This is a genomic window from Thermoactinomyces sp. CICC 10735, from assembly GCF_016055175.1.
Lineage (GTDB): Bacteria > Bacillota > Bacilli > Thermoactinomycetales > Thermoactinomycetaceae > Thermoactinomyces > Thermoactinomyces vulgaris.
The window spans coordinates 49,303-62,494 of the sequence record NZ_JAECVT010000007.1 but is presented as its reverse complement, the minus strand read 5'-3'; the positions used below and the strand labels follow the sequence as shown (position 1 = coordinate 62,494).

The following is a 13,192-nucleotide window of genomic DNA, read 5'->3' as shown; positions in this document are numbered from 1 at the left end:
TCAGCTGGATAGAGCGTCTGACTACGGATCAGAAGGTCGGGAGTTCGAATCTTCCAGGGCACGCCAATCAAATTGTCTGGTGACCATAGCGGAGGGGATTCACCCGTTCCCATCCCGAACACGGAAGTTAAGCCCTCCAGCGCCGATGGTACTTGGGGATGACCCCTGGGAGAGTAGGTCGTTGCCAGGCGAATTGTCACCCGAACCACCTTCAGCAATCATGCTGAAGGTGGTTTTTTTATGCTTGTTTTGATTTTTTTTCTTCTTTTGCTATGGATGAGAGGGAATGGGGGCATTTATGGTCATATGTATTTCCTGAAACATATGTCTTCCCATATAAAGTGATGATGGGCAAAGATTGACGAAAGCTGTGGAAAGGATGGCAGGAAAAGATAGATGAACGGGTTTTCCTTTGCAAACCAAAACGTTGAAGGCATCTGGTTCAGCTAAAGGATTGAATGCGTGAATTTTCAATACGTAATGCAGGAATCAAAGAAAGCAAACAAATTATCAGGTTGAATGCATGTATATTTAACACGAATGGCTTGGTGTTTTCTGCCCGGATCTGCAGAAAATATGAAAGAACCGGTCAAAAAATCCGGAATCATTTATTCCGCCAGAGGATGCGGATGCAGAATGATTGCCTCTTGGTTCAGGACGGATATGGATTAAAAAATTTCAATCATCCGGAAAGCCGGTTTAAAAACGGGTATGAGAGGAATTTGGCAACGTCTTTGGCCGATACGTCCATACCGGCATCTGTTTTTTCAGAGGGAGTGAAAGATTTTACATACGAGACGCAGGCGGGCGGTACAAATATAGAAAAGAAAATCCGGATGTTTTTGCAACGAATGGAAACGGAACGAGACGACTGTTTCTTATCAAGCGGATCCCCAACAAGGTTTTTACGGATTTTGTGTTGTCAGAGGCCTCTTTTTTTCTTGAAACACCAGATTTATGATAAAAAACACGAACGAGATGAAATTTTTTAACCGTAAATGTTCGTTTATTATATTGACGCGTTCCTTGGTTTCCTGTTACACTGAGAGTGAATTGAATAGCTGTTGTTTTCTCATATATGCTCAGGAATATGGCTTGAGCGTCTCTACCAGGAAACCGTAAATTTCCCGGCTATGAGAAAAAACTGTTTGTTTGGGATCTTCTTGAGAGAAGATGAGCCTAAGCAGTAGTTTTTCTCATGCCCTTTTTCAGAAAACCTGCTGTTTAGGCTTATCTTTTTGAAAAGGAGAGGAACCATGGATCAGGCAAAAGTCGGAGTGATTATGGGGAGCACCTCAGATTGGCCGACAATGAAAAATGCATGTGAAGTGTTGGACGAATTGGGAATCAGTTATGAAAGCAAAGTCGTATCTGCCCATCGTACCCCGGATGAAATGTTTCAATATGCCAGTGAAGCCGAAAACAGAGGCATTCAAGTCATTATTGCGGGGGCAGGGGGAGCGGCCCATTTGCCGGGCATGGTGGCAAGCAAAACCGTGTTGCCGGTGATCGGGGTTCCCATCAAAACTTCTTCCCTGAATGGATTGGATTCCTTGTTGTCCATCGTGCAAATGCCGGGAGGCGTTCCGGTGGCAACCGTTGCCATCGGCAAAGCCGGCGCGGTCAATGCCGGATTGCTGGCGGCGGAAATGCTCGGCATCAAAGATCCGGAAATTCGCAAACGCCTGCAGCAGCGAAGGGAGCAGATCCGTGAGCGGGTATTGAAGGAGAGTGATCTTGCTTGAATTCATACCTGAAGGAAAAACCGCAAGCATTGATCTCTCCGGGTCAAACCGTCGGTATTTTAGGCGGGGGGCAATTGGGAAGAATGGTCATTAATGAAGGGAGAAAGATGGGCTTTCACTTTGTGACCCTGGATCCCGATCCCGATTGTCCGGGAGCGCAAGCATCAGACCGGCATATTGCGGCTAAATATGACGATTGGGATGCTGTGGCCAAACTGGCCGGACAATGCGATTTGATTGTTTATGAATTTGAAAACATCCCTCCGGAAGTGGTCGAATACCTGGAAAAGATCAAACCGCTCCCCCAGGGAAGCCGGTTGCTGAAAACCACCCGGCATCGGTTGAGGGAGAAAAAAGCGCTCCGGGAAGCGGGCGTCCCGGTGGCCCGTTTTCAAGAAGTGAATACGTTTCAGGATCTCATGCAAGCAGTGGAAGAGTTGGGATGGCCGGTCGTGCTCAAAACGACAACCGGCGGGTATGACGGAAAAGGACAGTGGATTTTGCATTCCCTGGACGATGTGGACCGGTTGCCGGCCGGACTGTTTGAAGAAGGCAAACCCTTCATTTTGGAGGAATGGGTTCCTTTTGAAAAAGAAATTTCGGTGGTCGTTGCCAGGAGTATTCACGGAGAAATGGCAGCTTTTCCGCCGGCTGTTAATTTGCATCGCAATCATATTTTGCATCTGTCGGTTTCTCCGGCTCCTGTTTCCGATTCCGTCATCCGACAGGCCGTCCATTGGGCAAAGCAAATCGCGGAGTCTTTGGAGGTTGTCGGGCTCATTGCAGTGGAGATGTTTTGCATGGAAGACGGAAGGCTGCTGGTGAATGAACTGGCTCCCCGGCCTCACAATTCCGGCCATTACACCTATGATGCCTGCCTGACTTCACAATTTGAACAGTTGATCCGCGCTGTTGCCGGGTTGCCGCTCGGACCGGCAGAGCAAGTAAAGCCGGCTGTGATGGTAAATCTCCTCGGCGAGCACATGGAAATGTTCCGGAGTCATTTTCCCCGGCTCCCGGGGGGTATCAAGCCGCATTGGTACGGAAAAAAAGAAGCAAAGCCCGGACGGAAAATGGGGCATCTGACCTTGCTCGGCCGGTCCATGGAAGAAGCAGTTCAGTGGATGGACGGGAGCGGAATTTGGCCTCCTTTGACGGAACAAGAAAAAAAGGTTATTTATAATAGAGATTCTTAAAAAAGGTGGAAAAGCAATGATTGAACGTTATACGAGACCCGAGATGGGACAAATCTGGACCGAAGAAAACAAATACCAAGCATGGTTGGAAGTAGAAATCCTTTCCTGCGAAGCTTGGGCCAAATTGGGCGTCATTCCGGAAGAAGACGTCAAACAGATCCGCAAAAACGCGGAAATTCATGTGAACCGCATTTATGAAATTGAACAGGAAACGCGCCATGATGTGGTGGCCTTCACCCGGGCAGTGGCGGAAACATTGGGCCCGGAATCCAAATGGGTCCACTACGGATTGACCTCCACCGATGTGGTGGATACGGCGCTTTCCTATCTCTTAAAGCAAGCCAATGAAATTTTGCTGAAAGACCTGGACCGTTTGATTGAGGTGTTGAAAGAAAAAGCCAAAGAGCATAAATACACCGTCATGATGGGGCGCACCCACGGGGTTCATGCCGAACCGACCACATTCGGATTGAAAATGGCCCTGTGGCTGGAAGAGATGAAACGAAACAGAGAGCGCTTCGTGCAAGCCATGGAGACCGTGCGGGTCGGAAAAATTTCCGGGGCGGTCGGAACGTATGCCAATATTGATCCCTTTGTGGAGAAATATGTTTGCGAAAAACTGGGGTTGAAACCTTCCCCGATTTCGACGCAAACCCTGCAACGCGACCGTCATGCGCAATACGTCTCCACCTTGGCCCTGATTGCCACATCGCTGGAGAAGTTTGCCACCGAGATTCGCGGTTTGCAAAAAAGCGAGACCCGGGAAGTGGAAGAGCCCTTCCGCAAAGGACAAAAAGGATCATCGGCCATGCCGCACAAACGCAATCCGATCGGTTGTGAAAACATCAGCGGATTGGCCCGAGTGGTTCGCGGACACATGGTCTCTGCATATGAAAATGTTTCTCTCTGGCATGAACGGGATATTTCCCATTCATCGGTGGAACGGGTGATTTTGCCGGATTCCACGATTTTGCTCAACTATATGTTGAATCGTTTCACCAACATCGTTCGTGATTTAACCGTATTCCCGGAAAATATGAAACGGAATATGGAACGGACCTTCGGGCTCATTTATTCGCAACGGGTGCTGCTCAGTCTCATCAATAAAGGATTGAAACGGGAAGAGGCTTATGACCGTGTGCAGCGTTTGGCCATGCAGGCTTGGGAAGAACAGCGTCCGTTTAAGCCTCTGGTGGAACAAGACGAGTTGATTTCCCGGACATTAACCCCCGAAGAGGTGGAAGATTGTTTTGATTACCGTTACCACTTAAAACAAGTGGACACGATTTTCACCCGGTTGGGATTGGATGATTGATTTCGCGGTGAAGCCGGTTTTCCGGCTTCCCTCCCACCTTCCTTTGAAAGGAGCAGGCCAATGGATACCTTGGAGATGTTATATGAAGGAAAGGCCAAGCAAATTTTTAAAACCGGTGACCCTTCCTTGGTTCTGGTGCGCTACAAGGATGCGGCAACGGCTTTTAACGGTGAGAAGCGGGCTGAGCTTTCAGGCAAAGGCGAATTGAACAACCGGATCAGTTCCTTCTTCTTTCAATTGTTAACCAAAGAAGGCATTCCACATCATTTTGTAAGAGAAGTTTCCGCATGCGAGCAACTGGTGAAAAAGGTGAACATCATCCCGCTGGAAGTGGTGGTGAGAAACCGGGTGGCCGGTTCCATGGCCAAAAGGCTGGGGCTGGAAGAAGGAAAAATCCTGCCGCAACCGGTGGTGGAGTTTTATTACAAAAACGATGAGCTGGGGGACCCGCTTTTGACGGAAGACCACGTGGCCATTTTGAATCTGGCGACCCCTGCGCAAAGAGCCCGGCTCAAAGAGACGGCTTTAAAGGTAAACCGCTTTTTGTCGGAATGGTTGGATCAACGGGGAATTGTGCTGGTGGATTTTAAATTGGAATTTGGAACGGATGAAAAGGGCGAAATATTGTTGGCGGACGAAATTTCACCGGATACTTGCCGCTTTTGGGATAAAGAAACCGGGGAGCGTCTGGATAAGGATCGTTTTCGCCGTGATCTCGGCCAGGTTGTGGAATCTTATCAAAAAATTTGGAATCGTTTGGAAGGGGATAGCCATGTTTAAAGCTGAAATTTTCGTGTCGCTGAAAGAAAGTGTTCTGGATCCGCAGGGAGTGGCCGTCAAAAGTTCACTGCATTCCCTCGGGTTTCAAAAAGTGAGCGATGTCCGCATCGGCAAGCGCCTGGAGATGATGCTGGAATGCGACAGCCGGGAAGAGGCGGAAAAACAGGTTCAGGCGATGTGTGAAAAAATGTTGGCCAATCCAACGATCGAAAATTATACCTTTGAAGTGGAGAGGGTGTCCTGACGTGAAATTTGCGGTTCCCGTATTTCCCGGATCCAATTGTGACATGGACTGTATCCATGCGGTTGAAGACGTATTGGGCGAACCGGTGACACCGGTATGGCATCATGAATCGGATTTGTCTTCCTATGATGCCGTGATTTTGCCGGGAGGATTTTCTTACGGCGATTATTTGCGCTCCGGTGCCATTGCACGGTTTTCCCCGGTGATGCAAGGTGTCAAAAAAGCAGCGGCAGACGGAAAACTGGTGATCGGCATCTGCAACGGATTTCAAATTTTGCTGGAAAGCGGATTGTTGCCGGGAGCGATGTTGAAAAACAAAAACCTTTCTTTTCTCTGTGATTTTCAGACCCTGCGCGTGGAAAACGCCAAAACCCCGTTTACGATGCAGTATCAGGAAGGTGAACGGATCCGGATTCCGATCGCGCATCAGGAAGGCAATTATTACTGTGATGAAAAGACCCTCGCCAGGTTGGAAGAAAACGGGCAGATTGTGTTTCGTTATGCGGATGAAAATCCCAACGGCTCCGTGCAAAACATCGCAGGCATTTGCAACCGGGAAGGAAACGTGCTGGGCATGATGCCCCACCCGGAAAGGGCAATTCACGAGTGGATGGGATCCGAAGACGGAAGACGCCTGTTTCAATCGATGTTGAAATACGGGAAGGAGAATGGCGGTGCAGCTTGAGAACAAAGTGATCGAGAAGTTGGGCAATGAACCCTCCCCGGAAGTGATCAAGGAGAAAAAATTATACCGGGAGATGGGGCTGTCGGATCAGGAGTTTGAACAAATTGCCGGGCATCTGGGACGTTTGCCGAACTGGACGGAAACAGGGATTTACAGTGTCATGTGGTCAGAACACTGCAGTTATAAAAATTCAAAACCGTTGTTGAAGCGGTTTCCGACCCAGGGCCCAAGGGTGATTCAAGGGCCCGGGGAGGGAGCCGGGGTGATCGACATTGATGATGGCCAAGCCGTTGTTTTTAAAATCGAAAGTCACAATCACCCTTCAGCCATTGAACCGTTCCAGGGGGCCGCAACCGGGGTGGGCGGCATCATCCGGGATGTCTTCTCCATGGGCGCCAGACCCGTTGCGCTTTTAAATTCGCTCCGGTTTGGCGATTTGCGTTCCCCGAGGGTCCGTTATCTGTTTGAACAAGTTGTGGCCGGGATTGCCCATTATGGAAATTGCATCGGCATCCCGACCGTGGGCGGGGAAGTCGTTTTTGACGATGCATATGACGGCAATCCGTTGGTCAATGCCATGTGCGTGGGTGTCTTGAATCATGACGAGTTGCAAAAAGGGGTTGCCATTGGTCCGGGAAATCCCGTGATTTATGTCGGTTCCAGCACCGGACGGGACGGGATCCACGGAGCCACGTTTGCCAGTGAAGAGTTGAATGAATCGGCCGGGGAAAAACGTCCGGCGGTTCAAGTCGGCGATCCGTTTATGGAGAAGCTGCTGCTTGAGGCTTGTTTGGAAATGGTGAAAAAGGAAATGTTGATCGGGATTCAGGACATGGGCGCCGCCGGACTCACCTGTTCCAGTGCCGAAATGGCGGCCAAAGGCGGGCACGGATTGGAACTGAATCTGGATCTGGTTCCCCAGCGCGAAAAGGGAATGACCCCCTATGAGATCATGCTTTCCGAATCCCAGGAACGGATGCTTCTGGTGGTGGAAAAAGGGCGGGAGCAAGAAATCATGAACATCTGCAAGAAGTGGGGCTTGCAATCCGCCGTGATCGGGCAGGTGACTGAAGGGGATCGTTACCGGATTTATTCCCAAAATCAATTGGTTGCCGACATTCCTGTCAACACGTTGGTGGATGATGCTCCGGTTTATACCCGGGAGGAAAAAGTCCCGGAATATTATGTGCAAAATGCCTCGGTCCAACCGGAAGAAGACTTGAAAGATATTGATCCCGGGCAAGCGCTTTTGCAGATGGTTTCTTCCCCCAACATGGGAAGCAAAAAGTGGGTTTACCGCCAATATGACCACATGGTGCGTGCCAGCACGGCGGTGCGGCCGGGATCGGATGCCGCGGTGGTCATTCTTCGCGGGACGGAGAAAGCCTTGGCCATGTCCACCGACGGAAACGGGCGTTATGTTTACCTTGATCCGGTTCAGGGAGGAAAAATTGCCGTCAGTGAAGCGGCGCGAAATGTGGTTTGTTCCGGGGCTGAGCCTTTGGGCATCACGGATTGCCTGAATTTCGGAAACCCGGAAAAACCGGAAGTGTATTGGCAGCTGTCCAAGGCGATTGACGGCATGTCCGAGGCTTGTCGCGTGCTTGAATCCCCAGTTATTGGCGGAAATGTCAGCTTATACAACGAAACCAAAGGAAATCCGATTTACCCGACTCCGGTGGTGGGAATGGTCGGGCTGATCCAAAAGCGGGAGCATATCACGACGCAAGCGTTTAAAAACGACGGGGATGTGATTATTCTCCTGGGGGACACTTATGCCGAATTGGGAGGAAGCGAGTTGCAACATCTGATCACGGGCTTGGTCAGCGGCCGGCCGCCGGTATGTGATCTTCAGAAAGAACAGGCTGTGCAAAAAGCGGTTCTTCAAGCCATTCGTTCCGGATACGTCCAATCGGCGCATGATGTGTCCGAAGGCGGTTTGGCTTTGGCTCTGGCCGAATCTTGTATTTCCGGCGGAAAAGGGGCAACCGTCTCCGTGGAGACTGACTTGGCACCGGCCGTCTGTTTGTTCAGTGAAAGTCAGTCGCGCATTTTGATCACCGCTTCCCCGGAAAATGCGGGTCAGATTCAGGAGATTGCCCGCCAATACGGAGTTCCTTGCCGCAAAATCGGGGAAGTGACCGGTGAACGTAAGTTGAAGGTCTCGGTAAACGGGCGCGGTGTTATTCACCAAGATGTTGATCTTTTGAGCAAACGATGGGAGGCTGCCATTTCATGCGCGATGAATCCATCTTCGACTTCGATGAGTTAAACGAAGAATGCGGTGTTTTTGCGATCATCGGACATCCGGATGCCGCGCTGCTCACATATTACGGCTTGCACGCTTTGCAACACCGGGGGCAGGAAAGTGCCGGCATTGTATCCGCTGAGGACGGGGAATTGTTTGCCAAACGGGGGACCGGGCTGGTGACCGAAGTGTTTGATTCCGCGAATTTGAAAGGGTTAAAGGGAACCACCGCCATCGGCCATGTCCGGTACTCCACCTCCGGGGGATCAGGATTGGAAAATGCCCAACCCTTGGTCTTTAATTTTTCGTCGGGCAAATTGGCGATTGCGACCAACGGCAACTTGGTGAATGCCAAACGGTTGCGCTTGCAACTGGAAAAAGAAGGATCCATTTTTCAAACCACATCCGATACGGAAGTCATTGCCCATTTGATTGCCCGTTCCAAAGCCCCGACATTGGAAGAAGCCGTCAAAGAAGCCCTGAAGCAAGTGGTCGGCGCCTATGCTTTGCTCATCCTGACCAATGATCAATTGATCGTCGCTTCGGATCCGCACGGCCTTCGTCCTTTTGCCATGGGGAAAATCGGAGAGGCTCATGTCTTTTCATCCGAAACCTGTGCGTTTAATGTGATCGGCGCAGAATTGGTAAGAGAAATCGAACCGGGGGAGATGATTGTTTTCGACCGGAACGGCGGGATGAAAACCACCCGGTTTGCCGGAAAAAGAGAACGCGCGCTTTGCGCATTTGAATATGTGTATTTTGCCCGTCCGGACAGTTTGATCCGCGGGGTGAATGTGCATGCGGCCCGCAAGCGGATGGGAAGAATCTTGTCGCAAGAAGCACCGGTGGAAGCGGATGTGGTGACCGGGGTGCCGGATTCCAGCACCTCAGCGGCAATCGGGTTTGCCGAAGCCACAGGCATTCCGTACGAGTTGGGATTGATTAAAAACCGCTATATCGGACGGACTTTCATTCAACCGAGCCAGGAATTGCGGGAACAAGGCGTGCGGATGAAGTTAAGCGCCGTGGAGGGTGTGGTTTCCGGAAAAAGAGTCGTCATGGTGGACGATTCGATTGTCCGGGGCACCACCAGCCGCCGGATTGTACGGATGTTGCGGGAAGCGGGCGCCACGGAAGTTCATGTCCGCATCAGTTCCCCTCCTGTGAAAAATCCGTGTTTTTACGGAATTGACACGCCGGACCGCAAACAGTTGGTGGCGGCGGTGAAAAGCATCGATGAAATTTGCAAAGAGATTGGCGCCGATTCGCTGGCTTTTCTCAGCGCCAAGGGAATGCTGAATGCCATTGGATACACTTCATCCGATCAAAACCACGGGCACTGTCTGGCTTGTTTCACCGGTGAATATCCGACCGAAGTGGAAGAGGGACTGGCATTGGAGGGGAAATCATGAGTCAAGCGTACAAGGCCGCAGGAGTCGATATCCAAGCCGGCAATGAGACTGTCAAACGGATCAAAAAGCATGTGCAAAGAACCATGCGTCCCGAAGTGTTGGGGAACATCGGCGGATTTGGCGGATTGTTTGCCTTAAAGCCTTATGAGGAGCCGGTGTTGGTATCGGCAACCGACGGCGTCGGGACCAAACTTTTGATTGCCATGATGATGGACAAACATGACACCGTCGGCGTGGATTGTGTGGCCATGTGTGTGAATGATATCATTGTTCAAGGGGCAGAGCCCTTGTTTTTCCTGGATTATTTGGCAACCGGCCGCCTTTTGCCCGAACAGGCCGAACAAGTGATCAAGGGGATCGCCGATGGATGCGAACAGGCAGGCTGTGCGTTGATCGGGGGAGAAACAGCAGAAATGCCCGGGATGTATTCATCGGGAGAATATGATATTGCCGGGTTTGCAGTGGGGGTTGCCGAGAAGAAAGATCTTTTGCCGCGGAAGGACATTCAAGAAGGCGATGTCTTGATCGGGCTTGCTTCCAGCGGACTCCACAGCAACGGGTTCAGCCTGGTGCGGAAAGTGCTGCTTCAAGACCGAAAACATTCGCTTCACGAAGAAATTCCGGCACTGGGACAAACCTTGGGCGAAGAGTTGCTCACCCCGACCCGCATTTATGTAAAAACCATATGGACGCTTCTCCGGGAATTTACCATCAAAGGCATGGCCCACATCACCGGAGGCGGGTTTGTGGAAAATATTCCCCGCGTTTTGCCGGAGGGGGCCTGTGCCGTGATTGACCGGTCTTCATGGGAGATCCCGCCGATTTTTTCCTTGATTCAAAAAGAAGGAGCCATTGGTATTGAAGAAATGTACCAAACATTCAACATGGGAATCGGCATGGTTCTGATCGTTCCCGAAGAAGAGGCCAAAGCGGTGCTTCAAGCTGCCGGGCAACTTGGTGAGAAGGCTTGGGTGATCGGAAACATCGGGAGCGGAACACAACCTGTCCGGTGGGCAGGAGGGGATGCAAAGTGGGTGTAGCCATTTTTGCATCCGGAAACGGGAGCAACTTTGAAGCACTGGTCCACCATTCCCGCAAGCACGCTTGGGCAGATGAAATCAGGCTGTTGTTTTGCGACCGGCCGGGAGCCGGTGTGATCGGGCGTGCCCAGCGGTTGAAGATTCCGGCCATTCAACGGAGCCCCAAGGAATTTGCCGATAAAGCGTCTTATGAAAGATGGCTGCTCGGGGTGTTAAAGGAACATGGGATTGACCGGATTGTGCTGGCAGGATATATGCGGTTGATTGGCCCGACTTTGCTTGAGGCATATCCCGACCGGATAATCAATATCCATCCGTCTTTGTTGCCGGCATTTCCCGGAAAAGATGCCATATTAAAAGCCTACCGCCATCCGGTGTGTGTGTCCGGCGTCACGGTTCACCTGGTGGATGAAGGAATGGATACCGGACGGATTTTGGCACAAGTCCCGGTTTCTATTGAAAAAGGGGACACTCTGGAAACATTTGAGGAAAAAATGCATCAGGCAGAGCACCGGTTGTATCCCGAAGTTGTTCAAAAATGGATTGCCGGTGAAATCGGGGATTAGAAGAACAGTACAGCTGATAAGGGAGGCAGAACATTGGCAAATGCAAAGCGCGCATTGATCAGTGTGTCGGACAAAACCGGGATCGTCGATTTCGCGCAGAAACTGGCATCCTTGGATATGGAAATCATCTCAACGGGAGGAACCTGCCGGTTATTAAAAGAAGCCGGGATTCCTGTCAAAAATATCTCGGAAGTCACCGGGTTTCCGGAAATATTGGATGGCCGGGTCAAAACCTTACATCCCAAAATTCACGGCGGGATTTTGGCCAAACGGGACGCCGTTTCCCACCTGGAGCAATTGAAAGAAAACGGGATCGGGACCATTGACGTGGTCATCGTCAACCTTTATCCCTTTCAAAAAACAATTGAAAATCCGGATGCAACGTTGGAAGATGCCATCGAAAACATCGATATCGGCGGCCCTTCCATGCTTCGTTCCGCGGCCAAAAATCATCAAGATGTCACAGTCGTGACCGATCCTCAGGATTATGACCGCGTTTACCGGGAATTGTCGCAACAGGGAAGCACCAGCTTGGAAACCAGAAGATATCTGGCCGCGAAAGCTTTTAACCATACGGCTTATTATGATGCGCTCATCGCCGGATACTTTAATCAGTTGCTGGACAATCCGTTCCCGGAACAACTGACGATGACATTCACCAAAGCACAATCGCTCCGCTACGGGGAAAACCCGCATCAAAAAGCGGCTTTCTACAAAAAAACCTTTGGCAACCACAGCCATACTTTGGCCGGAGCCAAACAACTGAACGGAAAAGAACTGTCTTACAACAACCTCAATGATGCCAATGCCGCCTTGGAACTGGTGCGCGAATTTGACCAGCCGGCCGTCGTTGCAATCAAGCATATGAATCCTTGCGGAGTGGGACTGGGTTCCAACCTTTTGGAGGCATATCAAAAAGCGTATGAAGCCGACCCGGTATCCATTTTTGGAGGCATTGTCGCAACCAATCAGACGGTGGATGCCCAAACGGCGGTGGAAATGAAAAAAATCTTCTTGGAAATCATCCTGGCGCCGGCCTTTACGGAGGAAGCCCTTGAGATTTTGAAAACGAAGAAAAATTTGCGTTTGTTAACCGTGGCAGAAGCGGCGCAAGGACAAGCGGACATTCCGCTGAAATTGCAATCAATCGGCGGAGGACTTCTTGTACAGGAAGAAGACCTCAAGGGCTTGGCGAAAGACGAATGCCAAGTGGTGACAGACCGTGCACCCAGTGAAGAAGAATGGGAGCAATTGTTGTTTGCCTGGAAAGTCGTCAAACATGTCAAATCCAATGCCATTGTGTTGGCGAAAGATTTCCGGACGGTGGGTGTCGGTGCCGGGCAGATGAACCGGGTTGGTTCGGCGAAAATTGCCATTGAGCAGGCCAAAGAGGATTCCAAAGGATCCGTGCTTGCTTCGGATGCTTTCTTCCCGATGAGGGACACGGTACAAGCCGCCGCCGAAGCTGGGGTGACTGCCATCATCCAACCGGGCGGATCGATCCGGGATGAAGAGTCCATCGAAGAAGCCAACCGGCACGGCATTGCCATGGTGTTCACAGGCATTCGCCATTTTAAACATTAATCATTCATGAAAGAGAACGGGAGATGTATCAGAAGCCTTTTCTTGTGCGTATACTGAGAATAATTTTTGTGGAAAATGTAAATAGCACAAAGGAGGAATGTTGATGCGTCTCCTTTCATGGTCTCTCATGTGGATCGGCATCGCTCTGGCTTTAACCGGGGTGACGACCTATTGGGCGTATGACCTGGATCCCGCTGTTTGGCAAAGGCAACTGCAGACCGCAAGCGGTGTCTTTTACATGGCGGCGATGATCATCGGCGGGGTGTTTACAACCAAACGGTCTTATCGCCATAAAAACCCTTTGGATAAAGAGCGGTCCTTTATCTGCATCATGGTCACACTGGGATTGTTTACGATCAGCCTGATGATTTCATAAG

Annotated in this window: 12 protein-coding genes, 1 rRNA gene and 1 riboswitch; all 13 genes read left to right on the top strand. The window is 50.7% G+C overall.

Annotation, left to right across the window (positions count from 1 at the left end):
- The first annotated feature begins 75 nt into the window (after positions 1–75).
- The 13 genes from rrf to I8U23_RS13095 all read left to right on the top strand — a co-directional run bounded on the left by rrf (position 76) and on the right by I8U23_RS13095 (position 13,191).
- A 5S ribosomal RNA gene (gene rrf, locus I8U23_RS13155) occupies positions 76–190 on the top strand.
- Positions 191–1,052: 862 nt separating this feature from the next.
- Positions 1,053–1,154, top strand: a riboswitch (purine riboswitch).
- Positions 1,155–1,256: 102 nt separating this feature from the next.
- A complete protein-coding gene (gene purE, locus I8U23_RS13150; protein WP_037996222.1) occupies positions 1,257–1,745 on the top strand; it encodes a 5-(carboxyamino)imidazole ribonucleotide mutase in 489 nt (162 codons plus the stop codon).
- Complete coding sequence (gene purK / locus I8U23_RS13145) at positions 1,742–2,941, top strand: 5-(carboxyamino)imidazole ribonucleotide synthase (RefSeq protein ID WP_232335544.1); 1,200 nt, start codon at positions 1,742–1,744, stop codon at positions 2,939–2,941. Before purE ends, purK begins: the two co-directional genes overlap by 4 nt.
- A gap of 16 nt (positions 2,942–2,957) precedes the next feature.
- Positions 2,958–4,256 (top strand): adenylosuccinate lyase, encoded by a 1,299-nt coding sequence (gene purB, locus I8U23_RS13140; protein WP_037996220.1) that lies wholly within the window; start codon positions 2,958–2,960, stop codon positions 4,254–4,256.
- A 60-nt stretch (positions 4,257–4,316) separates the two neighbouring features.
- A complete protein-coding gene (gene purC / locus I8U23_RS13135) occupies positions 4,317–5,036 on the top strand; it encodes a phosphoribosylaminoimidazolesuccinocarboxamide synthase (protein WP_037996219.1) in 720 nt (239 codons plus the stop codon).
- Positions 5,029–5,280: a phosphoribosylformylglycinamidine synthase subunit PurS gene (gene purS / locus I8U23_RS13130; protein ID WP_037996215.1), complete on the top strand. Its 252-nt coding sequence runs from the start codon at positions 5,029–5,031 to the stop codon at positions 5,278–5,280. The genes purC and purS overlap by 8 nt, the downstream gene beginning before the upstream one ends.
- 1 nt (position 5,281) lies before the next feature.
- Complete coding sequence (gene purQ, locus I8U23_RS13125; RefSeq protein ID WP_049719582.1) at positions 5,282–5,965, top strand: phosphoribosylformylglycinamidine synthase subunit PurQ; 684 nt, start codon at positions 5,282–5,284, stop codon at positions 5,963–5,965.
- Positions 5,955–8,237, top strand: a complete 2,283-nt coding sequence (gene purL, locus I8U23_RS13120) for a phosphoribosylformylglycinamidine synthase subunit PurL (protein WP_370526955.1) — start codon at positions 5,955–5,957, stop codon at positions 8,235–8,237. Before purQ ends, purL begins: the two co-directional genes overlap by 11 nt.
- Positions 8,201–9,625: an amidophosphoribosyltransferase gene (purF, locus tag I8U23_RS13115; RefSeq protein ID WP_037996212.1), complete on the top strand. Its 1,425-nt coding sequence runs from the start codon at positions 8,201–8,203 to the stop codon at positions 9,623–9,625. The genes purL and purF overlap by 37 nt, the downstream gene beginning before the upstream one ends.
- Positions 9,622–10,665 carry a phosphoribosylformylglycinamidine cyclo-ligase gene (purM, locus tag I8U23_RS13110; RefSeq protein WP_198051120.1) on the top strand — a complete coding sequence of 348 codons (1,044 nt, stop codon included), beginning with the start codon at positions 9,622–9,624 and terminating at the stop codon, positions 10,663–10,665. The genes purF and purM overlap by 4 nt, the downstream gene beginning before the upstream one ends.
- Complete coding sequence (gene purN / locus I8U23_RS13105; RefSeq protein WP_037996205.1) at positions 10,656–11,231, top strand: phosphoribosylglycinamide formyltransferase; 576 nt, start codon at positions 10,656–10,658, stop codon at positions 11,229–11,231. The genes purM and purN overlap by 10 nt, the downstream gene beginning before the upstream one ends.
- A 33-nt stretch (positions 11,232–11,264) precedes the next feature.
- Positions 11,265–12,815, top strand: coding sequence for a bifunctional phosphoribosylaminoimidazolecarboxamide formyltransferase/IMP cyclohydrolase (gene purH / locus I8U23_RS13100; protein ID WP_049719584.1), 1,551 nt, complete (start codon positions 11,265–11,267; stop codon positions 12,813–12,815).
- Between the two features lie 103 nt (positions 12,816–12,918).
- Positions 12,919–13,191, top strand: a complete 273-nt coding sequence (locus I8U23_RS13095) for a hypothetical protein (protein ID WP_037996198.1) — start codon at positions 12,919–12,921, stop codon at positions 13,189–13,191.
- Position 13,192: the final 1 nt, after the last annotated feature.

What these genes read in the sequence shown, in the direction of transcription:
- purB (WP_037996220.1), top strand. Translation starts at nt 2,958, where the DNA reads ATGATTGAACGTTATACGAGACCCGAGATGGGACAAATCTGGACCGAA.
- purS (WP_037996215.1), top strand. Translation starts at nt 5,029, where the DNA reads ATGTTTAAAGCTGAAATTTTCGTGTCGCTGAAAGAAAGTGTTCTGGAT.
- purF (WP_037996212.1), top strand. Translation starts at nt 8,201, where the DNA reads ATGCGCGATGAATCCATCTTCGACTTCGATGAGTTAAACGAAGAATGC.
- purE (WP_037996222.1), top strand. Translation starts at nt 1,257, where the DNA reads ATGGATCAGGCAAAAGTCGGAGTGATTATGGGGAGCACCTCAGATTGG.
- purC (WP_037996219.1), top strand. Translation starts at nt 4,317, where the DNA reads ATGGATACCTTGGAGATGTTATATGAAGGAAAGGCCAAGCAAATTTTT.
- I8U23_RS13095 (WP_037996198.1), top strand. Translation starts at nt 12,919, where the DNA reads ATGCGTCTCCTTTCATGGTCTCTCATGTGGATCGGCATCGCTCTGGCT.
- purM (WP_198051120.1), top strand. Translation starts at nt 9,622, where the DNA reads ATGAGTCAAGCGTACAAGGCCGCAGGAGTCGATATCCAAGCCGGCAAT.